Raw genomic sequence first — 24,993 nt, 5'->3', positions numbered from 1 at the left:
ACTCGTGCGGTGACTGACCTGCACCTGGTGCGAGCTCGCGACGCGGGTGGAGAAGTGGGACGCCATCGGCCGTGAACGCCGCGCCCGCTTTCAGCTGATCGCCTCGCAACTGGAATATCGTACCGGGACCGGGGGCAGACCTATATGGCGCCGTCCGGGCGTAGCCGCATGGCACCGTTCCAAGTCGCCGATTCCTTCGCCTCGAAAGCGGTGCAGGGGCACATCCTGGCCGCGTTGCGCGAAACCCTGCTCCGCGCGTGAAACCACGGGACCATCGTTCCGGTGGCCGCTTCCTTCCCGCGGGCCCCAGCGACCTCAGCACGGTTTCGATTGGTGCCGCTGTGCCCGTACCGCGGCCGGATACCGGGGAACTGCTGGTGCGGATGAGTGCTGCGGCGGTGAACAACACCGATATCTGAACCCGGCAAGGCGCATATGGCCTGCCCGGACAGCCAGACGCACTTGCGGGGTGGCGTGGCACGATTTCATTCCCCCGCATCCGGAGCGGCGACACCGTCGACCGACTCAGCACCGCTGCAATCCGCGCCGCCCTCGTCAGTGCGGGTCAAGCTAAGCTGGGCGAGTGACTGGGATCGGTTCTTACGAGCTGAACGACGGCAACTCCCTGCCCGTGGTGGGTTTCGGTACGTTCCCGCTGCGCGACGAAGATGGGGCAGCGGTGATGCGCGCCGCTCTGGAGAGCGGCTATCGGCTGCTCGACAGCGCCGTCAACTACGGCAACGAGGAGGCAGTCGGCCAGGCGGTGCGCGCATCCAGCGTGGCTCGGGAGGACGTGCGTATCACCACGAAGGTCCCCGGCCGGCACCACGAGTACTCCCCGGCTGTGAAGTCGGTCGAGGAGTCCCTGCGCAAGATGGGGACCGACTACCTCGATCTGTGCCTGATCCACTGGCCCAATCCGAGTGTCGGCAGGTACGTCGAAGCGTGGCGCGCCCTGGTCGATCTCCGCGAGCGGGGCCTGGTGCGTTCCATCGGCGTCAGCAATTTCACCGAGCAGCACCTGCGCGCCATCATAGATGACAGCGGTGTCACACCTGCGGTCAACCAGCTCGAGCTGCACCCGTACTTTCCGCAGGCCGCGATGCGCCAGGTCAATGCCGAGCTGGGAATCCAGACGCAATCATGGAGCCCGTTGGGCGAACGCAGTGTCCCTTTTGCCGAGCGGCCGGTGGCCGAAGCCGCAGCTGCACACGGCGTCACGCCAGCGCAGGTGATTCTGCGGTGGCAGCTGCAGCTTGATGCACTGCCCATACCGAAGTCGGCGGACCCGCAGCGGCAGCGGGAAAACCTCGACCTCTTCGGCTTCGAACTCACCGATGCCGAAGTCGCGGCGATCAGTGGGCTGGCCAGGGACGACGGGCGCCTGTTTGGCGGAGACCCGGACGTTCACGAGGAGATGTAGTCGCGCGTACCGGGGAAGGCTCCGGCAGCTCGCGGCGGGCTCGGACCAGCTCCTCCAGCGCCACATTGACCGGGTCCGCCGGATGAAACCTACCGAACCAAACCACCGGAAACACCGTTCATCGGACCCCCGCCGCCTGGTTAGGCGAGAAGGTGGCGGAGTTGTTCGGTGGCGGTGGGGTGGTGCTGGGCGTTGGGATCCGACGGAAGGGCGAAGCGGCGCGGCATCGAAGGCGCATCAGGAAGGCGGGGATCCCTCCGTGGGTGCGGGCAACCGGGCCGTGCCGTCACCCGGTGTGTTCCGGCGATTCCGCTGCTGCGACTCCCGTGTCCGGCCGGAGTGCTGCATCACGCGTGTCGAGGGCGGGTGATTGTCGCGTTCATGCGCGCTCCTATAACCTTGGCCGTACCGGTGTCGTCGTTCGACGCGGCACCGCGCGCGGGAATTGTGATTTTCGGAAAGGGGATCAGTGAGCACGCAGGCGGAAACGTTCGAATTTCAGGCGGAATCGCGCAAATTGTTGCAGTTGATGGTCCACGCCATCTACTCGAACAAGGACACGTTCCTGCGCGAACTCGTTTCCAACGCCTCGGACGCGCTCGACAAGGTGCGGTTGGAGTCCTTCCGCGACAAGGACCTGGAGGTGGACACCTCCGATCTGCGCATCCTGATCGAGGCCGACAGGGAGCATCGCACGCTGACGGTGTGCGACAACGGTATCGGCATGTCCCGCGACGAGGTCCAGGAGCTCATCGGCACGATCGCGAAGTCGGGCACGGCCGAGCTCCTCCAGCAGCTGAAGGACACGAAGGACGGCGCGGCCGCGCAGGAGCTGATCGGCCAGTTCGGGCTCGGTTTCTACTCCAGCTTCATGGTCGCCGACAGGGTGACGCTGCTGACCCGCCGAGCCGGGGAGGACACGGGCACCCGGTGGGACTCCACCGGCGAGGGCACCTACACCATCGAAACGGTCGACGAGGCCCCGCAGGGGACGGCGGTGACGCTGCACCTGAAGGCCGAGGACCAGGAAGACAGCCTGCTCGACTACACCGACAGCACGACGATCACCAACATCGTCAAGCGGTACTCCGACTTCATCTCGTGGCCCATCCGGATGGAGGTCGAGCGCACCGACTCCGAGGGCGAAACCACGCGGCAGATCGAGACGATCAACTCGATGAAGGCGCTCTGGGCTCGTCCCAAGGAGGAGGTCGACGAGGAGGAGTACCGCGAGTTCTACAAGCACATCAGCCACGACTGGAACGACCCGCTCGAGACCATCCACCTGCGGGCCGAGGGCACGTTCGAGTACCAGGCGCTGCTGTTCATCCCCTCGATGGCCCCCTTCGACCTGTTCACACGCGAGGCCAAGCGCGGTGTCCAGCTCTACGTCAAGCGCGTGTTCATCATGGACGACTGCGAAGCGCTGCTCCCCGAGTACCTGCGCTTCGTCAAGGGCGTGGTGGACGCCCAGGACCTCTCCCTCAACGTCTCGCGGGAGATCCTGCAGCAGGATCGCCAGATCCAGATGATGCGCAGGCGCCTGGTCAAGAAGGTGCTTTCCACGGTCAAGGAGTTGATGACCGAGGACCCGGACCGTTACGCCAAGTTCTGGGACCAGTTCGGCCAGGCCGTCAAGGAGGGGCTGGTCAACGACATCGACAACCGCGATCAGATCCTCGAGATCGCGTCCTTCGAGTCCACGCACGACCCCGAGAGCAAGACGACGCTGCGCCAGTACATCGAGCGGATGAAGGACGGCCAGGACAGCATCTACTACATCACCGGCAGTTCGCGGTCCAAGGTCGAGAACTCCCCGCACATCGAGGCCTTCCGGGACAAGGGGCTGGAGGTGCTGCTGCTGACCGACCCGGTCGACGAGATGTGGGTGGAGTCGGCTCCCGAGTTCGACGGCAAGCGGTTCCAGTCGATCGCCAAGGGCCAGGTCGACCTCGACGAGCAGGACGAGGACGGCTCCGGTACCGAGCGGGCACAGCAGGAGCAGGAGTTCGCCGAGGTGCTGTCCTGGATGTCGACCAAGCTCGCCGACGACGTGAAGGAAGTGCGGCTGTCCTCGCGCCTGAGCACGTCACCGGCCTGCGTGGTCGGCGACAACGACGACATCGGACCCACGCTGGAGAAGATGTACCGCGCCATGGGCCACGAGGTGCCGCAGGTGAAACGCATCCTCGAGGTCAATCCCAACCATCCCCTCGTGAGCGGGATGCGCGATGCCTACGACAAGAACGGCGAGAGCCAGGAACTGAAAGAGACGGCCGAACTCGTCCACGGCATGGCGCTGCTGGCCGAGGGCGGTGAGCTCCGGGAACCCGCAGAATTCACCACCCTGCTGGCCACCAGGCTCGCCCGGACGCTGTAACCGCTCCCGCGCGCCTGCCGGGTCCGGAAAGCAGTCGCTCTCCGAACCCGGCAGGGCGTGCGGCGTTACGCTGGGTTCGGGTGAAGCATCGGCCATGCTGCGGTGTGTCTTGGCCGGTCGAATAAGAGGCTCCGGCAGTTCCTACTGCCGGAGCCTCTGAGGCCGGGGTGACCGGCTGTGGGAAGAGACCTTGACCTTGGGAGCTTGGTTGATCGAGGAGTCCGTGAGAACGCGACAAGGACCTGGTGGACCCGGTTCTGCGCTGTCGACGTCGCTGGCGATGCAGGTGGTCGATCTTCTTCGTCTTCACGGGTTGGAGAAGGGTGCTCATCTCACCGAGCAGTGGGTGGCCGACTCGTTGGGGGTCTCTCGGTCACCCGTGCGCAAGGCCATGCTGTTCTTGGCGGAACTGGGCATCGTGGAGCGGGTTCCCAACCGGGGATTCTTTCTTGGTCGATCGGCTGACGAGCTGGATCAGTCCAGCTTGGAGTCGACATCCGGCGCGGAGGAGACCGTCTATTTCCAGCTCGTCGACGATTATCTGAGTGGGCGGCTCGATACGGAGTTCACGGCCGCTGAGGTGGCCCGTCGCTACGGCCTGTCGTCTCGGCAGGCCCAGCGCCTGCTCATCCGCATGGAGGGCGAAGACCTGGTGCGGCGCCGCCCCGGTCGTGGCTGGGAGTTTCAGCAGGTACTGGCCACCGCCGAAGGGCATGATCAGAGCTATCGGTTTCGGATGATCGTGGAGCCCGCTGCTGTGCTGGAGCCGGGGTTCGCCGTGGACCCGGAGGCTTTCGCCGAGCACCGCGCGCGGCAGGAGGCCTTGTTGCACGGGCAGGTGCTTTCGTCATCACGCACAGAGCTGTTCCGAACGGGCTCGGAATTCCACGAGATGATCGTGAGCTGCTCGAGCAATGCTTTTCTGTTGGATGCCGTGCGACGGCAAAACCGCGTGCGCAAGCTGATCGAGTACCGCCATCAGTTCGACCGTTCACGGCACGTGGGGCAGGCCCGGGAGCACCTCAAGCTGCTGGACCTGCTGGAGCACGGCGAGTTTCGCGCGGCAGCCGACCTGCTGCACGCGCATCTGGACCGGGTGCGGTGGCTCAAGACCGGGATCGGCCCGGAACCGCCGCCTCCGGACCCTGAGGTCCGGTGAGGCGGAGGCCGGGCATCCGGGCGAGTGCGGCCGGGATCGGCGGCTTATGTCCGGGGGCGATGTGCGTGTTCGCCGGTATGCGGTTGTTCGGGTAGGAAACGGCGTACGACGTAGGGCATGGTCCCGCCGTGTCGCAGGTAGGCGACTTCGTGGCGGGAGTCGAGCCGGAGACGTAACGGGACTCGCGATGTTGCTCCGTCGACGCGTCGGATATGCAGCATCACCGTGTTGGTTCCCGGGTGCGGATTGTCCAGGTCGGTTATTGCCAGCGCTTCGTCGCCTCGTAGTTTCAGGCCTGCGGCGTCCCATCCGTCGGCGAACTCGAGCGGGAACACGCCCATACCGATGAGGTTGCTGCGGTGGATGCGCTCAAAACTTTCGGCGATGACCGCGCGGACACCCAAGAGCGCTTGGGCCTTGGCCGCCCAGTCGCGGCTGGAGCCCGTTCCGTAATTGCGTCCCGCGATCACGATGAGGTCGAGGTCGGCTTCACGGTAGCTCTGGGAGGCCTCGTAGGCCGGGAGTATCCGGTCGTGGTCCGCAGTGTAGGCGTGCCCACCGGATCCGCGTGACTCCGGGGGCAGCAGGTGGTTGGTCACGGCTGGATTGGTGAAGGCACCGCGCAACATCACCTCGTGGTTGCTGCGACGCGTTGAGTACTGGTTGAGATGACGAGGCGATGTTCCGGCGACCTGGAGGTAGTGCCCCGCGAGGCTGTTCCGGGGAATGGCACCGGCGGGTGAAATGTGGTCGGTGGTGATGTCATCGCCCAACCACAGCAACACACGGGCGTCGTCGATCCGACGGCTCTGCGAGGGCACGGGGGCGACGTTGGTGAGGTAGGGCGGTCGCCTGACATAGGTCGAGTCGGGATGCCACGGGAATCGGGTGGTGCTTTCAGCGCCGAGGGCCGTCCAGTGGGAGGTGCCGTCTCGGATGGCGGCGTTGTTGTCGCTGAACATCTCGGCGGTGACCGCGTCGGCTACGCGAGCGGCGACCTCGGCATCACCGGGCCAGAGATCCTCGAGATGGACGGGCTCGCCCTCGTGATCCGTACCGAGTGGTTGCGTATCGAAATCGTGCAATACGGACCCTGCCAATGCGTAGGCCACGACCAGGGGCGGCGAGGCAAGGTAGGCCAGCGAGATCGCGGGGTTGACCCGGCCGGGGAAGTTGCGGTTGCCCGACAGCACCGCGACGGCATCGGTGCCTGTTTCGACGAGTTCTTCCATCCGCGGTTGCAGCGGTCCGGAGTTGCCGATGCAGGTCATGCAGCCGAAACCGACTGTGTGGAAACCGCTGTCTTCCAGGGCGGTGAGCAGCCCGGCGGCCTCCAGGTACCGCGTGACGACCCGGGAACCAGGTGAGAGGGACGTTTTGACCCAGGGTTTGGTGGCCAGTCCGAGTTCGCGGGCTCGCTGGGCCACCAGGCCTGCCTGAATCATCAAGGTCGGGTTGGCGGTGTTGGTGCAGCTGGTGATGGCGGCGATGGCGACGGGGCCGGTCGGCACCGATTCACCGAAGATCGGATCGGTCTCCGAGGCCGGTACGGTGGTTTCGACTTCGCGGCGAAACGAATCGGCAACGCCGGACAGCGGAATGCGCTGGTCGGGACGCCGCGGCCCGGCCACGCAGGGCTCCACCGCATCGAGGTCGAGCTCGACGGTCCGATCGAAACGCGGAACGGGGCTGTCCGGTGTGCGCTTGAGCCCTTGAGCAGTCATGTAGGAGTCGACCACGGCCCGCTGTTCGGCGGACCGTCCTGTCAGGCCCAGGTACGTGCGCACTTCCTCGTCGTACGGGAAGAACGCGCAGGTGGCGCCGTACTCGGGGGCCATATTCGCGACCGCCGCACGATCCGCCCACGACAAGTTGGCGAGGCCCTCTCCGAAAAATTCGACGAAGCTGCCCACGACACCGCGCGACCGAAGCAACTCGGTGACGGTCAAAGCCAGATCCGTTGCGGTACAGCCCTCCTTCATGCGACCACTCAAGTGCACGCCCACGACCTCCGGAAAACCGAACAGGATCGGCTCGCCCAACATCGCAGCCTGGGCCTGAAGGCCGCCCACTCCCCAGCCGAGCACACCGATCGAGTTGATCATCGGGGTGTGGCTGTCGGTGGCCACGAGAGCGTCGGGATGCAACATCGGTGGAACCTCGCCGGGCGCTTGCCAGACGACGCGTGCCAGGATCTCCATGTTGACCTGATGAATGATCCCCTTGCCCGGAGGCACCACGCGGAAGCCATCGAGGCTGTTCTCCGCCCACTTGATGAACTCGTATCGTTCCCGGTTGCGCTCGAAATCGATGCCCAGGTTGTGTTCCAAAGCGGAAGGTGCACCGTAATCCTCGGCGATGACCGAATGGTCCACGGTCAGGTCCACATCGACCACCGGGTTGACGGCAGCGGGCTCGCCCCCCAGTTCGGCCACCGCATCACGCACGGCGGCGAAGTCGGCCAGCGTAGGTAGACACGTCGTGTCGTGGAGCATGATCCGGTTCGGATGAAACGGAACCTCACACTCGCCGGTGCCGGTTCGGGCACGATCGAGCACAGCGGGCAGTTCCGCGGGGGCCTTCCGGGCCACGTTCTCCAGCAGAATCCGGATCGAGTAAGGGAGAACCGTCAGCTCGTCGCCGCTCATCAACCGATGCAGCGGCACGTAACGGTATTCGCGCCCGGCAATGCTCAGCACGGACGTCTCCGCCCACGTCCGCTCGGATACGTTCATCGTCACACCTCGCTGCTTTCATGCTCCCCAGCATTCGACCGTAGATTGTCTTAAAGTGCACGTTAGCACAAAATGCTAGCCGACTGGATCCCCGATGCAGGACAGTGGCCACACGAACAGCTACATGAGAGCGGAGCGACGGACCGACGAGGGCGAATCTTGGTCGCGTCATCGTGTTTAAGAACACATTAGTACAATATGATTACGTAAAGCCAACGTGTCCGGGAGGCGAGCTCGCTGGCACCTCGTTCGAGGATCGTTTCGCGCGCGGTCACCGGCTCGACCAACATCAAGGAGAAGGATGCACAGGCTTGACGTCGAGATCGGTCCGGTGTCGTGAGCACGGTCAAACCGAAAGGCCTCTCGCATCGGCTGGCGCTGGTGCTGGTGTGCGTCATCTGCACCCAGACCGCTCTTAACCTGGCCCGGCCGCTGATCTCGTATCGAGTGATCTCCCTGGGTGGTGGTGAAGTCGCCATCGGGCTGATCACGGCGGCTTATGCGCTGTTGTCGCTTCTGGTGGCCCTGCCGCTCGGCCGCTATACGGATCGGAACGGCGGCACCGTCCCGGTCCTGCTGACCGGAACCTGCCTGCTCGTCGCAGCACCGCTGTGGTTGGCGAGTTCGGCTTCTTTGGTGAGCGTGGCCGTCGGTTCGGCTGTGCTCGGCTTCGGTCACATCGTGTTCATGATGGGTGGCCAACGCTTCATCACCAACGTGTCCGCCGACGACGCGCTGGATCGCAACTTCGGACTGTTCACCGCCGCCGTGTCGGTCGGGCAGATGCTCGGCCCACTCGGGGCGGGTCTGTTGCTGGGCAGGTCTTCCGGGGCAGCGTTGACCGGTGCGACGACCACGGCGTTCCTCGTCGTGGCGATCACGGCCTGCGCAGGGCTGCTGCCTGCGCTGCTGCTGCACCGCGGTTCGTCCGGCGCGGCGCCCGCCCACGAGCCCGCCGGCCGGCGGGGAGCGCTCAGTCTGGTGCGCCGACCGGGCATGGCCACCGGGCTGCTCACCAGCCTTGCGCTGCTCGGCGCGGTCGACTTGCTCACCGCCTACCTGCCGCTGATCGCCGAGAACCGCGGCATTGCTCCCGCCGTGGCAGGCGTGCTGCTGGCAGTGCGCTCCGCAGCGTCGATCCTCTCGCGACTGGGACTGGGGTATTTGGCCGCACGATGGCAGCGACGCACCCTGATCACCACCAGCTGCCTCGGTGCCGGAGTGTGCCTCATGCTGGTCACCACCCCCGATCTGGGTGTGTTCACGATGACCGCCGCACTCGCCGTCGGCGGATTCTTTCTCGGCATCGGGCAACCACTGACCATGACCGCGGTGGTGCGCACGGCGGGCACGGCCGACCGGGGCGCGGGGCTGGCCCTGCGACTGTGGTCCAACCGCGCAGGCCAAGTGGTGCTGCCCGCCTGCGCGGGCGCGGTGTCCGGCTCGCTGGGCGCGCCGAGTGCCTTGCTCTTCGCTGCGGTGATGCTGCTCGGCACGGCCGGATTCGCACGCTTCGGCCCCGGTGCATGATCTTCTCGGCTGCCGAGAAGGCAGGAGTCGCTGCGTGATGCAGCACCATCCGGGTCGGACACCGCAGGACGAGGACGTATGGCCCCGGACGCCGACGCTGTCCGGGGCCGCCGACTCCCGCACGATCTCGGGCAGCACTTCGAGTGGGGCTACATCGAGTCGTCGGCAATCACCGATGAGAGAGAACCCCATCCTGCGGGGCGGTATCGCGCCTTCGACCGTCGCGAATCGCTTTGGCGAGGAATCCCGCTCCGATGAGGACCAGAACGGTATAGACGCCGATCGCGATATTGCTGTCGAAGAGCACTGTGGGATCTCCTTGGCTCGCGGCCATCGCCAGACGTAGCTTTCCTTCGGCGAGCGGACCCAGGATGGCTCCGATCAGGACCGGTGCCATGGGGAGGCCGTAGCGGCGCATGAGCAAGCCGAGTGCGCCGACCGCATAGAGCAGCACGACATCGAAAATCGATTCGGCGGCGGAGTAGACACCGACCGTGGCGAAAACCAACAGGCCCGCGTAGAGGTGTCTGCGGGGCAGCCGCAACAACTTCGCCCACAACGGCGCGAAGGGCAAGTTGATCACGAGCAGGAAGAAGCTGCCGAGGAACATGCTGGCCAACAACGCCCAGACGAGGTCGGCGTCGTTTTGGAACAGCAGTGGTCCCGGCTGGATGCCGTACTGCTGGAAGGCGGCGAGCATGACTGCGGCGGTAGCCGAGATGGGCAGGCCCAGCCCCAGCAGGGGGATCATCGTGGTAGCGCTTGTCGAGTTGTTCGCCGCTTCGGGGCCTGCCACCCCTTCGATCGCGCCTTGGCCGAATTGGCTGTGGCCGCGTCTGCGTGCCAGTGTTTTCTCCGCACCGTAGGACAGGAAGGTGGGGATCTCGGAACCACCGGCTGGGATGGCCCCGAACGGGATGCCCAAGAGTGTGCCGCGCAACCAGGGTAGCCAGGATCGGCGCAGATCGGTCTTACCGAGCCAGGGCGTTCCGCTGGTGATGACGCTCCCGCCTGCAGTGCCATCGGGACGAAATCCACTGTGGAGCACCTCGCCGACGGCCAGTAGTCCCACGGTGAGAATGACGATGCTGATGCCGTCGAGCAGTTGGGGAATGCCGAGCGTCATGCGCACGGCACCGGTTTGGCTGTCGATCCCGACGACGCTGACGGCGAGCCCGATTCCCAATGCGGCGATTCCACGGGTGGGCGAGGACGTGACCACGGCTGCTGTTGAGGCAAAGGCCAGTATCGCCAACGCGAAATATTCCGGAGGACCGAAGTCGAGCGCGAAGGCGACCATGCTCTGGGCGAAGAAAGCCACCACGGTGGTGGCGATGATTCCACCCACGAACGATCCGATCGCGGCGGCGGCCAATGCTTGGGAGGCGCGTCCGTTGCGCGCCATGGTGTGGCCTTCGAACGCGGTGGCGATCGACGAGCTCTGCCCCGGTGTGTTGAGCAGGATGGAGGTTGTGGCGCCGCCGAATTGCCCGCCGTAGTAGATGCCGGCGAACATGATAAACGCCGCAGTGGGCTCCAGCAGGAACGTCAGCGGCAGCAGCAGGGCGACCGCCATCGAGGAGCCGAGTCCGGGCAGCACCCCCACAGCCGTGCCGAGCACGACACCGACCAAGCACCACATCAGGTTCGCGGGGGTGAGTGCGTCGGCGAATCCCGACAGCAGTAAGGAGAACGAATCCATGATCAGAGGACCTTTCCGAGGATGCCGGCGGGGAGCGCGATGTCCAGGAGTCCGGAGAAGGCCAGCTGTACTGTTCCGGCCATGGCGGCGGCGATGCACAAATCGAAGAACGGACGCCGATGATCCAGGGCGTAGCTGACCCCCCAGAACAGCAATGTTCCGCTGATGAGCCATCCCAGCGGCTGTAACAGCACGACATGGCCGACCATGGTCGTGGCCATGATGGCCAGTGTGCGCCAGTTGCTGTGTACTTGATTGTCGCTCTCGCTGATTACCTCGTTATCCGCTGTGCTGTCGCGCGCGGTCTTCGGGATCGATCCGCGAGTGTGGGACCTCTTCCTGTGCAAGGACCATGCGGTCCAGATGAGTGCCGTCACCATCAAGAAGATTCCGACGGCGACCGGAAAGAAACGTGGGCCGAGAAAACCCGATGCTTCGGGAACACGCATGAGCATGCTGCCCAGGAGCAGAAGGACCGCTGGGACACCCGCGAAGAAAGCGATCGCCAGGGTGGAACCTGCTTGGTCGCTGCTCGGCCGAGAGACTCGGGAGTCCGATTCTTCTTCGGACAGCTCGTTTTTCTGTGGTTGTGCCGTGGTCATGCCAGCCCCAATCCTTCGATGATCTCGGTGAGCCGCTTTTTTTCCTCGGCCAGAAACGTCTCGAAGTCGGAGCCCATCAAGAACGCGTCTTTCCAACCGAATCGTTGGAGGGCTTGGCGCCACTCGGGGGTTTCCACAAGGTTGCGCACGAGTTGTTCGAGCGTTGTGCGCTGCTGTTGGCTCAGTCCTGGGGGAGCCGCGAAGCCGCGCCAGTTGGCGAGGTCGAGATCGAGCCCCGATTCTCGGACCGTCGGAATCTCGATGCCGGGCAATCGTTCCGGCGACGAAATGGCCAAGGCCCGTACCTCGCCGGCTTCGAGCTGAGCCGCGAATCCGTTGTAGCTGGACACCGCGACGTCAGCAGTGCGGGAAAGCAGTGAGGTCAATACTTCGCCGTCACCGGAGTACACGAGGTAGTTGAGGTCGGCCGGGTCTGCTCCAAGCCTTTGCAGTGCCATGGCAACCAGCAGGTGATCGGCGTTGCCCACGGCACCACCTGCGACCACGACCTCGCGCGGGTTCGAACGCCATCGCTGTGCGAGCTGGTCGAACGATGTAATGGGTGAGTCACTGCGCACGGTGACCACGATGTAGTCCTCGGCCAGTTTCGCCAGCGGCGTGATGTCATCGAGGGTCGTCGAGGACCCGGTGATCTGTACTCCACCGACGATGGACAGTCCCATCACCATGAGCAGGTCGGAACGTCCTGACTGCTGGGCCACGTGGGACAGCCCCAGTGTTCCACCACCGCCGGGCATATTCGTGACCTCGATCGCCTGCGCCAGGCCGTTTTGGCGCAGTGCGTGCTGAGACTGGCGGGCCACCGTGTCGAAGCCTCCGCCTGCGGCTGCGGGCACGATTATTTCGAGTGCGCCACCTTGGCTTCGGGAGGCTTCGCTCGCGCGAACCTGCAATGCGCCCCCACCGAGTGCGAGCGCACCGATGACCCCGGCAAGCACCTCGCGGCGGCTCGGGGTGAATCCGTTCATCGTTCTCCTTGGTGTCGGCCGAACACGGGCACCGTGTTCGCGAAGAAGTTCGGAACGAGCAGAGCGCGAGGCTGCGTTCCACTGCTCGTCGGCGTGTGACTGGAAGCATATTGTACGAAGAAGCCGTTAAACGCAATACCTGCTTGATGATCGACAGTCGATAGCCTTATGAACAGTTAACTTCGTGCTTTATCGATGGCACTACCGGCGACACTGGGCATTAGTTGTACTAAAGTGCAAGTAAAGACAATCACTGCCGCAGGATGTGGCCGCAGCGCTGGAGAGCAGCGCTGCGACGACGAAGGGAGCGCGACGGACGCGGCGACCTCCGTGCCGAACATCGCCCGCCGTGGGCACCGCTGGGTACTGCCGGGTTGACGACTGGTTTGGTGCTTCTCGCTTGAAAAAAACCAATCGGGACTCTAGTGTCTTGCCGTACTCGGAGGCAACTCGGCGATGTCGAGTGAGTTGAAGATGTGAGGTGGTCCCCGTGGCGACGAAAGACGCCGACCCCGGATGGGTGTCCTCGCCGTTGCCCCCCGGAAGTGCCCGACAGAGCGCGCGAAAGGAAGTCATGACGTGAAAATCCTGGTCTTGCCCGGTGACGGCATCGGTCCTGAGATCACCTCGGCCACCCTCGACGTGCTGGGCACGCTGGAGCGGATGCTCGGGCTCGGGCTCGAGTTCGAGACCCGGGACATCGGCCTGGCAGCACTGGCCGAGCAGGGGACGACGCTGCCGCAGGCAGTGCTGGACCGGGTGCCGCTCGTGGACGGGGTACTGCTCGGTCCGGTGTCGCACTACGACTACCCGACGCGCGCCGAGGGCGGGATCAATCCGTCCTCCGAGCTACGCACGAAGTTCGAGCTGTTCGCCAACGTCCGCCCGTGCCGATCGCACCCGGAGCTGTCGATCCTGCGGAACCCGATGGATCTGGTCATCGTCCGGGAGAACACCGAGGGCTTCTACTCCGACCGGAACATGCACGCGGGCAGTGGTGAGTTCATGCCCGACCCGGACCTGGCCCTGTCCATTCGCAAGGTCAGCGCGAAGGCCAGCGAACGAGCGGCCCGGGCGGCGTTCGAACTCGCCCGTGCACGCCACAAGAAGCTCACCGCAGTGCACAAGGCCAACGTCGTCAAGCTCTCCGACGGGCTGTTCCTGCGCGAGATCCGCAAGGTCGCCGACGACTACCCGGACGTCGAACTCGAAGAACTGATCGTCGACGCTGCCGCGGCGCTGCTCATCCGCCGTCCGCACACCTTCGACGTGCTGGTGACCACCAACATGTTCGGCGATATCCTTTCCGACGAAGCTTCCGAACTGTCCGGCAGCCTCGGCCTGGGCGGATCCATCAACGTCGGCCACGACATCTGTATGGCGCAAGCCCAGCACGGCTCGGCCCCGGACATCGCCGGGCAGGGCATCGCCAACCCGACCTCGCTGATCCTGTCGGCTGGGATGCTGCTCGACTGGCTGGGCCGGCGCCACGGCGAGCCGGCCCTCATCAAGGCTGCGGAGTCGCTCAAAGCCGCGATCGACTCGGTCCTGGTCAACCCTGCCACCCGCACCCGCGACCTCGGCGGTGTGCTCGGCACCGGCGAGTTCGCCACCGCGGTACAACGCAGCCTGAAGCAGAACGGAGCACACACGTGACGATTCTCTCCAGCAATCCGGCCACCGAGGTCGAACTGGCACGGTTTGACCCGCACACCGCCGCAGACGTGGATGCGGCGCTGGATGCAGCGGTGGCGGCGCAGCGCCGGTGGCGGTTTCGAGCCATCACCGAGCGCGTCGCACTGCTGCGCGCGGTCGCCCGCGTGCTGCGCGAGGGGCGCAGCCGGTATGCCCAGCTGATCACCTCGGAGATGGGCAAACCCATCACCGAGGCCGAGGCCGAGATCGAGAAGTGCGCGGCCACCTGCGAGCATTACGCCGAGCATGCACCCGAATATCTGGCCGACCGTCCTGTTCGGACCGAGACGGGCGAGGCCGCGGTCTTGCACGATCCGCTCGGCGTGGTGCTCGCGGTGATGCCGTGGAACTACCCCTTCTGGCAGTTCTTCCGGTTCGCTGCCCCCGCCCTGGCCGCAGGCAATGGCGCGATCCTCAAGCACGCCAACAACGTTCCCCAGTGCGCGCTCGCGATCGAGGAGGTACTGCAGCAGGCGGGGATCCTCGAGGGGCTGTGCCGCACTTTGCTCGTCGAGGTTCCCGCCGTCGCCGAACTCATCGCCGACGATCGCATCGCCGCGGTCACCCTCACCGGCTCCACCGAGGCCGGCGCGATCGTGGCAGGCCAGGCCGGATCCGCGCTGAAGAAGCAGGTTCTCGAACTCGGCGGATCCGACCCGTTCCTCGTCCTCGCCGATGCCGACATCCCCACAGCGGCCACGACAGCGGCCAAGGCGAGATTCATCAACGTCGGCCAGTCCTGCGTCAACGCCAAGCGCTTCCTCGTCGAGGAAGCGGTGGCCGACGAGTTCGTCACCGCGTTCGCCGATGCGGTGGCCGCACTGAAGGTCGGCGATCCTGCCGACCGGCGGACCGCGATCGGACCGATGGCCCGCGCGAACCTGCGCGGTGCACTGCACAACCAGGTACAGCGCAGCGTCGAAGCAGGTGCCACCCTGCTAACCGGTGGAGAACCCTTGCAAGGCTCGGGGTTCTTTTACCCGCCCACCATCCTCGACCACGTCGCCCCGGGCATGGCTGCCTTTGACGAGGAGACCTTCGGCCCACTCGCCGCGATCACGCGCGTCACCGACGCCGAGGAAGCCGTGACGCTGGCGAATCGGACGGAATTCGGGCTCGGGGCCGCGGTGTGGAGCAGTGATCTCGACCGAGCCCGCCGGATCGCCCGCGAGATCGATGCCGGAGCCGTGTTCATCAACGGCATGGTCGCCTCCGAAGCACGGTTGCCCTTCGGAGGTATCAAGAAATCCGGTTACGGCCGCGAACTCGGCGCGGACGGCATCCGCGAATTCGTCAACGTCAAAACCCTGCGGACCGGGACGGAGAAACCCTGATGAACGACCACACCGACCTGTGTTGCGGCACCTTCCCGCCCGTGGTCTTGCGCCCGGCAGAACTGCACGCGTTTTCCCGCGGGGGCGGGGCGAGCACCATCCCGCTCGTTACTCGAGTCCGCGGCGCCGACACGTTCCTCAACGGCCAGACCCTCTTCGATGGAGGTGCCGGCATCCCGCTGCACACGCACAACTGCCCGGAGAGTGTCGTGATCCTCGAAGGTGACGCCATCGTCGAGATCAACGGTGCCGAGCACGAACTCACCACGTTCGATACCACCTACGTCGACGCCGGTGTTCCGCACCGGTTCCGCAACGCCTCCGATACCGTACCCATGCGCATCCTGTGGACCTACGCGTCTATCGACGCCACCCGCACGATCGTCGAAACCGGCATCACCAACCGGGTCGACGCCGAGCAAACCGCGAGCTGACCCCCCGGCCCCGACCTGGGCAGGCTCACCGCTCACCTTCCACTTCCGGCGGCCGTCCATTCGCGGCGGCCGCTCGGCGCAGAAATCACCAACTTCCCTCCGAGACGGGCATGGTGGCCGCGCCGACGACGCAGTAGGCTCACTCCCGGCACTGCTCACGGCATTGCGGGAAGGTTGAGACCCGGTTCATGGAGCCCACGCCCCTCACCAGACGGATCGCAACGCGCATTGTGGAGCACATCCGCGGCGAGCAGCTCCCTGTGGGCGCCCGCTTGGTCGAACGGACACTCGCCGCGCAGTTGCGCGTGTCCCGTTCACCGATTCGCAGCGCGCTACGTCTGCTAGAGCAGGATGGCGTCGTCGCGGTCACGGGCAAGGGCGGCTACACCGTCCTGCGCGGTCCTGCGGAACTGCCGGAGGCGACTGCCGAGGAGGACACCGGCACCGTCGAGAACATGTACCTGCGCATCGCCGCTGACCGCCTCGATGGCAACCTCCCGAACCGCGTCACCGAGAGCGGACTCGCCCGCGACTACGATCTCACCCCGGCACAGCTGTCGCGGATCCTGCAGCGAATCAACGCCGAGGGCTGGATCGAACGATTGCCCGGCTACGGCTGGCAGTTCCAGCCAACGCTCACCTCACAGCAGTCCTACGAGGACAGCTATCGATTCCGCCTCACCATCGAACCCGCCGCGATCCTCGAACCCAACTTCGCGCTCGATCGAGAGGCCATCCTCGAAGTGCGTGACCAGCAGCAACGGCTGGCCGATGGCGACATCTGGCACATCGGCAACGCGGAGCTGTTCGACCTCAACAGCACCTTCCACGAAACGGTGATGCAGTGCAGCGGCAACACCTTTTTCATCGACTCGCTGCACCGCATCGACAGGCTGCGCCGCCTCGTCGAATACCGACGTTCACTCCCCCGCGATCGGGCCATCATCCGCTGCCGCGAACACATCGCCATCGCTGACCTCCTGCTGGAAGACCGCCGTGAAGAAGCCACGGAGCTCATGCGGACTCACCTGAGCACGGTCAGCGCAGAGAAGGTCGCGGTCGGCGAGTAACCGTCGAAGGCGAGGACACCAGACGGAAAAACCTCCGTGCCCACGATGCGGTAGGCAATGGCGCGATGCACGCCCAGCGCCTCCGCGATCTCACTGACCAGTACACCACTCGGCTGCAGCGACACGAAGTTCAGGGTCCACAGCCCGCGATCCAAGGTCTGCAATGTCGACATGTCACGACTATCGCACTCGGATCTGCGATAAAAGCGACTGGCAGGCTGAGCCGACGTGGTCTCCTATGACGGCGGCGGCCGACCCGGCGGCGCCGCGTCGACGACGGTGTGTGCTCGCCGTACCGGAGCGAGTACATCGGTCCTGTGGGATCCTGACGCCTTGCCCCACAGCAAACATCACGATGGGAGACCGTGCCCAGTGGCTGCCGACAACGTCACCCGCTTTCCGTCGATCCAGCAGGAACAACAGCCCGAGACAGCTACCGGCCACGCGCCGCAAGAAGAGGTCGACTCCTACGTGGACCGTGTCTCCGACGAAGTCCTGGCCTGCCGACAGCGCGGCCGACACCTCTGGCCCGCGATGCGGGTACACGATCAACCGTTCACCGCCATCGACGAACACGGGTTGTTTGTGCGGCGGCTTACCTGCACCTGTTGCGAACTCGCGGTACGAGTGGAGAAATGGGACACCATCGGCCGCGGACGCCGCGCCCGCTTCCAACTGGTCGCCGCACACCTGGAATATCGCACCGGCACCGAGGGCCAGACCTATCTGGCCCCGTCCGGGCGTGGCCGCATGACACCGCGCCAAGTCGCCGATTCCATCGCATCGAAAGCAATGCAGGGCCACAGCCTGGCCGCACTGCGCAAAACCCTGCCCCGCATGTGATCAACAGCCCAATCCGCGCGGTCACTTACCGATGCGTAAAAGGCACCGGCGTTGACAACCCGGGCCTCGAAGCCGTCACCATGCGCGAGATCGCCGCCGAGGCCCGGGTTGCCAACGGCGCCCTGCGCCGACTCCGCCACGAAATCATGCCGATGGACGACGAGCGCGTGGACGAAGCCCGGACCGCCTGACCTCCCGGTGCACGACTTCGAGGAGGCACCCTTGCACGGGCAATCCACATCACGGATCGTATCCGAAACTTGGAGCAGTGCAGTCCTCCCGAACTCAACGGAGGTGCCTCGTGATCGACAGCGGGCAGCGCAGCCACGCCACCGACATCACGACCTCGGCGACCACAGATTTCAGCACTTTCCGCAACGCCGTTTCGACCTCGTTCGTGCCGCTGGAGGTCACCAGTGACAACGCCGAGGAGTTCCGCGGCCGCCTGCGCTGCCGCGACGTCGACGGCCTACACATCTCGGACGTCATCGCCACACCCCACGTCGTCGAACGCACCCCGGACCTCATCAGCCGCGCGGACCGGCACTACTACAAGATCAGCGTGCAACTGTCCGGAACCGGCCTGCTCGTCCAGGACAATCGCGAGGCACTGCTGCGCCCGGGCGATCTCGCCATCTACGACACGCACCGTCCCTACTCGCTGGTGTTCGGCGAGGACTTCCGCACGCTGGTCATCATGTTCGGCAAGAACCTCATCGACATCCCGTCCGAGATGATCAGCCAGTTGACCGCCGTGCGCATGCCCGGCACCGACGGCATCGGAAGCATGATCACGCCGTTCCTGGCCCGGCTCGTCGACAACCTCGAGGAACTCGACGGCAGTACCGGTACGCGCATCGCACACAGCACGCTGGACCTCGTCACCACCCTGTACGCCCGCGAGCTCGATCTCGAGCACACCGCGACCCACCCGCACCACGCGCTGATGCGCAAGATCCGCTCCTACATCGACGCCAACCTGGCCGCACCCGACCTCGGGCCCGCCCGGATCGCTGCGGCCCACTACATCTCGACCCGGCACCTGCACGGCGTGTTCAAGGAACACGGCGCGACCGTGGCCGGTTGGATACGGCAGCGCAGGCTCCACCGCTGCAAGCGCGAGCTGTGCGACCCCGTCCATGCCGGCCGCTCGATCGCCGCGATCGCGGCCAGGTGGGGGTTTTCCGATGCCGCCCACTTCAGCCGCGTGTTCAAAGCCGAGTTCGGGCAGTCACCGAGCGAGGCGCGACTCCGTGCATCCGCACCGTGATGCCCTGACGAGCCCGGCGGCTCGAACGGTTCACGCGAGGACGAAGCGCTGCAGGTCTTCGCCCACCACCACGGGTCCATGCGGCACCAGCGTGGCGGTGACGTGAACGCGCTCGTCGCGCATGACGGTGAACGGCTCCACCGTCGGCGGCCGAGGTGCCGCGGCAACGTGGTGCGCCTGTCCGGCGATTCCGGTGGCTGAACCCGTACATCACCGGCACACATCCGTGCGCTCACGGACAAACCACGGGAGCCGGCCGCACTCGATAATCGGACGACAGCACGTGAGCCCTTCTCGCTTGCGAAAGAGGCGATAAGTCCGTCGAACGCAGCCACGCCGAGGACAGCGCAACGGCTCCGACCAATACTGCTCGGCGCTCCCGACATCATCGTCTCCGCGCGGGCGCGAAAGCGCTCCCACGAAGCGCGGGTGGGCCTCGCGGCGACCGAACGCCCCGATGCGGGCACCCGGTGCACCCGGGCATCTGCCCTCCAACACGGTGCCTCCGGCAAACGCCGCCGGCGCACTCGCAGATTTTTCCGGCCCAACGACGAACAGGAGAACGACGATCGTGCACGCCGATCTGCTCCTCACCAGTGCCACTGTGCACACTCTGGACAACACTGTGCCCCGGGCATGCGACATCGCCGTGGCGAACGGCAAGGTACTCGCCCTCGGGCAGCGATCGGACCTCGACGGCTACCGTGGTCCTGACACGGACGTGCGCGACATGAACGGCGCATGCGTGATGCCCGGACTCGTCGATGTGCACAACCATCACTCTTTCGCGGGCAAGGCAGAGCTTTTCGAATTGCGACTTCCCGAGGCCGGAAGCCTCACCGACATCCTCGACGCCGTCCGCGCCCACGCAGCAGGCCTCGGTGCGCACGAATGGATCATCGGTGGTAACTGGCCTTCGACGCTGGGCGAGCAGTTATGCCACGCCTCGGCACGGCGTGCCCTCGACGAAGCCGCGGGAGGGCGAGCCGTGATGCTCACCGACGACAGCAAGCACAACCGGTGGGTCAGCACCGCTGCCCTCGAACTCGCCGGTATCACGACCACAACCAGCGCTCCGGAGTCCGGCCAGATCGTGCATGATCCCGCCACGGGCGAGCTCACCGGGCTGTTGCTGGAGGCAGCGGGCATCGCGGTCGAACACGCGGTGCGCGCCACCGGTGGTATGAGCCCCCAGCAGTACCGGCAATCCTGCGCCTCCGGCATCGCCGCCCTCCACCGTTACGGGGTGACCACCTTCCAGGACGCGGGAGTATCCGTGGACATCATGCGTGCCCTCGCCGAACTGGACCACGCAGGACAACTGCCCATGTGGGTGGTCAGCTCGATGCTGATCAACGACCCGATCTTCGGTTTCGAGCCGACCGGCGCTGATCTGCTCGCTCAGGGCGAGAATTTCCGCACCGACCACCACCGGCCCGACTTCGTCAAGATCTTCCTCGACGGGGTGCCACCGACCCGCACGGCCGCGTTTCTCGAGCCGTACCTTCCCGACGACGCCCACGGCAGCTGCCATCGGGGCAACACCACCATTTCCGTCGAGGATCTCGCTCCGACCCTGCTCGACGTGGCACGCCGCGGCCTGTCCGGGAAGGTGCACTGCACCGGCGATGCCGCCGTGCGCGCGGTGCTCGACGCGGCTCAGCACGTGCGCGCACACGGATACACCGAAGCTCTGATCCAGATCGCCCACGGCCAGTTCGTCCATCCCGACGACCGGCCCCGTCTCGCCGAGCTCGGCGTCACGGCCGACATCTCCCCATTCCTCTGGACTCCGGGAGTCATTCCCTCCGCGATCGCCGACGTATTGCCTGCCGACCGGGCAAGCCAGATGCAACCGAACCGGACGCTGATCGACTCGGGAGCACTCGTCGCAGGCGGCACCGACTGGCCGGTCAGCCCTTCCCCGAACGTGTGGGAAGGCATCCAAGGCCTCGTCACTCGCCGGGACCCGACAGGACGCTATCCGGGCGCGCTCTGGCCGGAACAGGCGCTCACTCTGGCCGAGGCCATCAGCGTGTTCACGATCAACGGCGCACGCGCCATCGGTCTCGACGCCGTGACGGGGTCACTGACGCCCGGCAAGTCCGCCGACTTCGTCGTCCTCGATCGCGACCCCTTCGAAGTTGACGTCGAGTCCGTCAGCGACACCACCGTGCTGCAGACCTGGTTCGCGGGAAGGCAGGTGTACCGAGTGGGCGACTAGCCTTATCGGAGCCCGGGTACAGCTCCCGAGCCGCTCATGTCTCCCCGAGCGGACCCGCTGTTTCCGATCTCGCGGCACTGCCGAACCGAGGCGGCCGGGGTGTCCGGACCCTCCGGCTCGGACAGGGCACCGAGGTCGATGCGGAGAACCCCGGCACACCACGTCATCGAGTCCAACCGTCGGCGAGCAGCATTTCCTGGAATGCTCGCGCGGCCGGGGAAAGAGTGCCCGGTCGTCGAACGAGGTCGATCTTTCGCTGCAGGATCGGGTCGAGAGACGCGAGTACGGCGCCTTCCAGCTCCGCGATTCTGGCGAGCGGACGCGGGAGCACCGCGCTACCCGCGCCCGCGGCGACGAGGTGCAGAGCGGATTCGCGGTGGCCGACCTCGACGGCCACGTTCAGCAGGCAACCGCGTTCATAAGCCTCGCGGGTCAGCATGTCCCGAACGAGGGTGCCTTCCAGACCGGTCACCAAGTCCCTGGAGAGCAGCTGATCGATGCTGAGTGTGCCGTCCTTGGGGCGCTTCGTGCCGGGCGGGAGGGTCACGACCAGCTCCTGATGACCGAGCCAGACGCTGTCCAGTTCCTCAGAAGGCTGCGAGGCCGCATCCACGACACCGAGTTCCGCCGCACCGGTACGCACGGACTCCCGCACTTCCGCACCGAGCTCGGACTGCATCAGGCGGATCCGCACGTCCGGATAGCGCGCACGAAAGCGCCCGACCACCCCCGCCAGTGGTTCCAACGCCAACGTCGGAAGGCTGGCGATATCGAGCCTGCCTGCCATCAGGCCAACGACGTCGCGCACCGACGCGCGTGCCGTTTCCATGTCCCGCAATGTCCGGCGCGCGGAGTCGATCATGGCTTCTCCGGCTGCTGTGAGCTGCACTCCGCGCGGGAGCCGGTGAAACAACTCGGCGTCGAGTTCACGCTCCATGACCTTGATGGCGTGCGACAGCGACGGTTGAGCGACGTGCAGGGCTTGCGCAGCTGCCGTGAAGCCGCCGAAGTCGACCACCGCGAGGAAGTACTCGATTTGGCGGCGTTCCATGTCCTTACCTTAACGATAGGTATGGCCTATCGACAGGACCGGAATTCCGGATTCCGTCGATAGACCATGTTCGCTCATCCGCTGCCGCGAACCTACGCCATCTCATCCGCGAGGTCCTGGTTCTTTCCTTCCTTGGTGGCCAGGACGCAGAACCCGGCAACCACAAAGGAGAGCACCCAGGCCACTCCGACCAGGAACAGGTCTCCACCGCCGAGGACTACCAGGCCGCTGGCGACCATGGGGGTGAACCCGGCACCGAGAGTGGAGGCGCTCTGGTAGGTGACCGACGCGCCGGTGTATCGAACCCTGGTGGGAAACAGCTCGGCGACGAACGCCCCGAAGGGACCGAAGATCACGCCCTGGATGACGCCGTTGGCGAGGAACAGCCCGATGGCGAATCCGAGCAGCGTGTCGGTCTGCAGCAACCACAGGATGGGATAGGCGAGTACGGCGCCCGCGATCATTCCGGTCAACATGACCGGGCGGCGACCGTACTTGTCGCTCATCCGCGAGGCGAACCAGATGGCGATGATGGTCAGCGTCGCCCCGACCGCCTTGACGTTGAGCACACCGGTGCTGTCGACGCCGGCGTTGATCACGTACGACACCGCCCACACGGTCATCAGCCCCTGGACGGTGTACGAACTCATGCCCGCCACAACGCCGAGAACCCAGTTACGCGGATACTTGGTGAAGACTTCCGCTATCGGAATCTTCTTCTTCTCGGCTGTGCGTTCCAACTGCAGGAACAGCGGCGTTTCGACGACTTTGAGCCGGATGGCGAGACCGACGGCGATGAGCACGAGGCTGAGCAGAAACGGCAGTCGCCACCCCCAGCTCATGAACGCCTCGTGGGGAAGCGTGGTAAAGGCCGATACCGTCACCGTCGCCAGCACGGCCCCGGCCGGTCCGCCCATGTTCGCGAAGCTCGCCGCGAAGCCTCTGCGTCCGGTCGAGGAGTGCTCGACCGCCACCAGCATGGCACCGCCCCACTCACCACCGACGGCGATGCCTTGGATGAGGCGCAGCAGCACCAACAGGATGGGGGCGGCCATCCCGATCTGAGCGGTTGTCGGCAGCAGGCCGATGGCAGCGGTGCCACCGCCCATGAGCGACATGGAGACAACGAGCACGGTCTTACGACCGAGCCGGTCTCCGAAGTGACCGAAGAGGGCACCGCCGAGCGGGCGCGCTACATAGCCGACAGCCAGCGTGCCGAACGAGGCGAACAAGGCCACAGCGGGCGTCATGGCGGTGAAGAAGACCTCGCTGAACACGATGCTCGCCGCCATCGCGTACAGGATGAAGTCGTAGAACTCGATGGCGCTGCCGATGAAGCTGGAGGCGAGCACACGCCGCATGTGTGCGGTGTTGAAGCCACCGTCCGTGTCCGGTGATTCCTGGGGAGTCGATACGGGAGACTGGTTACTCATGATGCGTTTCACCTACCTCAGGTGGCTGCGACGAGAGCCCCGAAGGGGATGACATCCAGGTCTTTGGGCACCAGGAATCGGCCGTCGAACTCGTCACCTGCTTCCAACCAGACGGACCTGGGCGTATGTCCCGGAACGATGTGGTGCAGTGCCAATGCCTTCGCCCCTGCCCGATGCGCGATCGCCACGGCATCGTGTGGGCTGGTGTGCGACTTCTCGTGGTGGTCGATCGAGGCTTGCCCCGCCAGATCGCCTTTCCCGCCGTAGGCTCGGTACACCCATCCGAAGTCGATGGCCTCGTGCAACAGCAAATCGGTTCCCGACGCAAGCCTGACGAGGTTGTCGCAGGGTGCCGTGTCCCCGGAAATCGTGACCGAACCACCATCGGTGTCGAAGCGGAAGGCGAAGGCCGGTGCGACCGGAGGGTGCTGAACCAGCGTCGCCGTGACCGTGACGCGATCGTCGCTGTGAATCGTGAAGGGCTCCATCGGAGGTGTCGGATTCGTGTTCGGGTCGAAGCCGCACCTGCCGGGTATGGAGATGTCCTCGGGCGCGAACAAGTCGAACGGCGACGGCCTCAGGGCATCGAGAACCCGATCGTTGATGTCGGTGGCATGGGCGGCCACGAGGTTGGAGAACATCTCCGTGATGCCGGGTGTCGGCCGCTCCGCGAAGACCGGCTGTGGGGCGGAATCCGTTCGGTTGGATACAGGGGGCAGCTTGCCGCGATCTCCCGGCCCGATGATCTTCATCCGCGTCTGGTTCGCAGTGCGATCGAACATGCCGAACGCGGTCAGCGAGCCGAGGTCGACAGTATGGTCGGAATGCAGGTGCGTGATGAAGATACCGCGCAGCGACTCGACCGAGAGCCCTGCCTTGGTCAGTTGCGTGCCGACTCCGTGTCCACAGTCGACGAGGTAGGTGCTGTCACCGACAACGACCGCGGTGGCGATGCCCGCTCGGTGCTCGTCTGTCGCGCCTCGCCACCAGCGTGGCCCGCCCACGGTGCCGAGCGTGACGACATAGGGCTTCGTGCCTGCGGCTGAGTCAAGATCGGTTGTCATCTGCCCTCCGGGGCGAGTTCCGGCTCGTGCGGTCCGTGCAATGAAGATGTGCCCC

The 24,993-nt window shown here is 65.5% G+C and carries 20 protein-coding genes and 1 pseudogene; 13 read left to right on the top strand and 8 right to left on the bottom strand.

Annotated elements, in window-relative coordinates; genetic code table 11:
* Positions 1–257 precede the first annotated feature (257 nt).
* From JOF55_RS19040 to JOF55_RS19025, 4 genes are all read left to right on the top strand, one after another.
* Entirely contained in the window at positions 258–419 is a 162-nt protein-coding gene (locus tag JOF55_RS19040) for a hypothetical protein (protein WP_310276099.1), read from the top strand.
* 164 nt (positions 420–583) lie between these two features.
* Positions 584–1,423, top strand: a complete 840-nt coding sequence (locus tag JOF55_RS19035; protein ID WP_310276097.1) for an aldo/keto reductase — start codon at positions 584–586, stop codon at positions 1,421–1,423.
* A gap of 469 nt (positions 1,424–1,892) precedes the next feature.
* Positions 1,893–3,803, top strand: coding sequence for a molecular chaperone HtpG (htpG, locus tag JOF55_RS19030; protein WP_310276095.1), 1,911 nt, complete (start codon positions 1,893–1,895; stop codon positions 3,801–3,803).
* Between the two features lie 280 nt (positions 3,804–4,083).
* On the top strand, positions 4,084–4,962 hold the full coding sequence (locus JOF55_RS19025) for a GntR family transcriptional regulator (protein ID WP_374727556.1): 879 nt from the start codon (positions 4,084–4,086) through the stop codon (positions 4,960–4,962).
* 44 nt (positions 4,963–5,006) lie between these two features.
* Here the strand turns inward: JOF55_RS19025 and acnA are convergent, their stop codons facing one another.
* Positions 5,007–7,697 carry an aconitate hydratase AcnA gene (acnA, locus tag JOF55_RS19020; protein ID WP_310276091.1) on the bottom strand — a complete coding sequence of 897 codons (2,691 nt, stop codon included), beginning with the start codon at positions 7,695–7,697 and terminating at the stop codon, positions 5,007–5,009.
* A 336-nt stretch (positions 7,698–8,033) separates the two neighbouring features.
* Here acnA and JOF55_RS19015 point away from each other — a divergent pair, with 336 nt between their 5' ends.
* On the top strand, positions 8,034–9,227 hold the full coding sequence (locus JOF55_RS19015) for an MFS transporter (protein ID WP_310276089.1): 1,194 nt from the start codon (positions 8,034–8,036) through the stop codon (positions 9,225–9,227).
* Positions 9,228–9,396: 169 nt separating this feature from the next.
* On the opposite strand, the gene JOF55_RS19010 is transcribed toward JOF55_RS19015, so the two are convergent.
* The 3 genes from JOF55_RS19010 to JOF55_RS19000 are packed head-to-tail and all read right to left on the bottom strand — an operon-like array spanning position 9,397 to position 12,520.
* Positions 9,397–10,929, bottom strand: coding sequence for a tripartite tricarboxylate transporter permease (locus tag JOF55_RS19010; protein WP_310276087.1), 1,533 nt, complete (start codon positions 10,927–10,929; stop codon positions 9,397–9,399).
* Between the two features lie 2 nt (positions 10,930–10,931).
* Positions 10,932–11,531 (bottom strand): tripartite tricarboxylate transporter TctB family protein, encoded by a 600-nt coding sequence (locus tag JOF55_RS19005; RefSeq protein ID WP_310276085.1) that lies wholly within the window; start codon positions 11,529–11,531, stop codon positions 10,932–10,934.
* The gene (locus JOF55_RS19000) at positions 11,528–12,520 is read right to left on the bottom strand and encodes a Bug family tripartite tricarboxylate transporter substrate binding protein (protein ID WP_310276083.1); all 993 of its coding nucleotides are present in this window, start codon (positions 12,518–12,520) and stop codon (positions 11,528–11,530) included. Before JOF55_RS19000 ends, JOF55_RS19005 begins: the two co-directional genes overlap by 4 nt.
* Positions 12,521–13,099: 579 nt before the next feature.
* Between JOF55_RS19000 and JOF55_RS18995 the strand changes: the two genes are divergently transcribed.
* From JOF55_RS18995 to JOF55_RS18980, 4 genes are all read left to right on the top strand, one after another.
* Positions 13,100–14,176, top strand: a complete 1,077-nt coding sequence (locus JOF55_RS18995) for an isocitrate/isopropylmalate dehydrogenase family protein (protein ID WP_310276081.1) — start codon at positions 13,100–13,102, stop codon at positions 14,174–14,176.
* A complete protein-coding gene (locus JOF55_RS18990) occupies positions 14,173–15,549 on the top strand; it encodes an NAD-dependent succinate-semialdehyde dehydrogenase (protein ID WP_310276079.1) in 1,377 nt (458 codons plus the stop codon). Before JOF55_RS18995 ends, JOF55_RS18990 begins: the two co-directional genes overlap by 4 nt.
* The gene (locus tag JOF55_RS18985) at positions 15,549–15,983 is read left to right on the top strand and encodes a cupin domain-containing protein (protein WP_310276077.1); all 435 of its coding nucleotides are present in this window, start codon (positions 15,549–15,551) and stop codon (positions 15,981–15,983) included. Before JOF55_RS18990 ends, JOF55_RS18985 begins: the two co-directional genes overlap by 1 nt.
* 188 nt (positions 15,984–16,171) lie before the next feature.
* Positions 16,172–17,053, top strand: coding sequence for a GntR family transcriptional regulator (locus JOF55_RS18980; protein ID WP_310276075.1), 882 nt, complete (start codon positions 16,172–16,174; stop codon positions 17,051–17,053).
* Positions 17,054–17,088: 35 nt separating this feature from the next.
* Here JOF55_RS18980 and JOF55_RS24545 read toward each other — a convergent pair.
* A pseudogene (locus JOF55_RS24545) lies at positions 17,089–17,226 on the bottom strand (helix-turn-helix domain-containing protein); the annotation flags it as partial.
* 199 nt (positions 17,227–17,425) lie between these two features.
* On the opposite strand from JOF55_RS24545, the gene JOF55_RS18970 reads away from it, so the two are divergent.
* The 4 genes from JOF55_RS18970 to JOF55_RS18955 all read left to right on the top strand — a co-directional run bounded on the left by JOF55_RS18970 (position 17,426) and on the right by JOF55_RS18955 (position 21,390).
* Positions 17,426–17,896, top strand: a complete 471-nt coding sequence (locus tag JOF55_RS18970) for a hypothetical protein (protein ID WP_310276071.1) — start codon at positions 17,426–17,428, stop codon at positions 17,894–17,896.
* Positions 17,893–18,087, top strand: a complete 195-nt coding sequence (locus JOF55_RS18965) for a hypothetical protein (protein WP_310276069.1) — start codon at positions 17,893–17,895, stop codon at positions 18,085–18,087. Before JOF55_RS18970 ends, JOF55_RS18965 begins: the two co-directional genes overlap by 4 nt.
* Before the next feature lie 113 nt (positions 18,088–18,200).
* The gene (locus tag JOF55_RS18960) at positions 18,201–19,166 is read left to right on the top strand and encodes an AraC-like ligand-binding domain-containing protein (protein ID WP_445352015.1); all 966 of its coding nucleotides are present in this window, start codon (positions 18,201–18,203) and stop codon (positions 19,164–19,166) included.
* A gap of 571 nt (positions 19,167–19,737) precedes the next feature.
* Complete coding sequence (locus tag JOF55_RS18955; RefSeq protein WP_310276065.1) at positions 19,738–21,390, top strand: amidohydrolase; 1,653 nt, start codon at positions 19,738–19,740, stop codon at positions 21,388–21,390.
* A 163-nt stretch (positions 21,391–21,553) separates the two neighbouring features.
* On the opposite strand, the gene JOF55_RS18950 is transcribed toward JOF55_RS18955, so the two are convergent.
* From JOF55_RS18950 to JOF55_RS18940, 3 genes are all read right to left on the bottom strand, one after another.
* Entirely contained in the window at positions 21,554–22,441 is an 888-nt protein-coding gene (locus tag JOF55_RS18950; RefSeq protein WP_310276063.1) for a LysR family transcriptional regulator, read from the bottom strand.
* Between the two features lie 92 nt (positions 22,442–22,533).
* Positions 22,534–23,874 carry an MFS transporter gene (locus JOF55_RS18945; RefSeq protein ID WP_310276061.1) on the bottom strand — a complete coding sequence of 447 codons (1,341 nt, stop codon included), beginning with the start codon at positions 23,872–23,874 and terminating at the stop codon, positions 22,534–22,536.
* A 17-nt stretch (positions 23,875–23,891) separates the two neighbouring features.
* Entirely contained in the window at positions 23,892–24,938 is a 1,047-nt protein-coding gene (locus JOF55_RS18940) for an MBL fold metallo-hydrolase (RefSeq protein WP_310276060.1), read from the bottom strand.
* Between the last annotated feature and the right edge of the window lie 55 nt (positions 24,939–24,993).

It is taken from the genome of Haloactinomyces albus, from assembly GCF_031458135.1.
GTDB classification, from domain to species: domain Bacteria; phylum Actinomycetota; class Actinomycetes; order Mycobacteriales; family Pseudonocardiaceae; genus Haloactinomyces; species Haloactinomyces albus.
Note: the sequence above shows the minus strand (reverse complement) of the source record. Positions and strands in the feature narration are given on the sequence as shown.

Bases quoted from the DNA above. Each gene is read 5' to 3' on its own strand.
- JOF55_RS19025 (WP_374727556.1), top strand. From the start codon at position 4,084: ATGCAGGTGGTCGATCTTCTTCGTCTTCACGGGTTGGAGAAGGGTGCT.
- acnA (WP_310276091.1), bottom strand. From the start codon at position 7,697: ATGAACGTATCCGAGCGGACGTGGGCGGAGACGTCCGTGCTGAGCATT.
- JOF55_RS19010 (WP_310276087.1), bottom strand. From the start codon at position 10,929: ATGGATTCGTTCTCCTTACTGCTGTCGGGATTCGCCGACGCACTCACC.
- JOF55_RS19005 (WP_310276085.1), bottom strand. From the start codon at position 11,531: ATGACCACGGCACAACCACAGAAAAACGAGCTGTCCGAAGAAGAATCG.
- JOF55_RS19000 (WP_310276083.1), bottom strand. From the start codon at position 12,520: ATGAACGGATTCACCCCGAGCCGCCGCGAGGTGCTTGCCGGGGTCATC.
- JOF55_RS18985 (WP_310276077.1), top strand. From the start codon at position 15,549: ATGAACGACCACACCGACCTGTGTTGCGGCACCTTCCCGCCCGTGGTC.
- JOF55_RS18980 (WP_310276075.1), top strand. From the start codon at position 16,172: ATGGAGCCCACGCCCCTCACCAGACGGATCGCAACGCGCATTGTGGAG.
- JOF55_RS18950 (WP_310276063.1), bottom strand. From the start codon at position 22,441: ATGGAACGCCGCCAAATCGAGTACTTCCTCGCGGTGGTCGACTTCGGC.
- JOF55_RS18945 (WP_310276061.1), bottom strand. From the start codon at position 23,874: ATGAGTAACCAGTCTCCCGTATCGACTCCCCAGGAATCACCGGACACG.
- JOF55_RS18940 (WP_310276060.1), bottom strand. From the start codon at position 24,938: ATGACAACCGATCTTGACTCAGCCGCAGGCACGAAGCCCTATGTCGTC.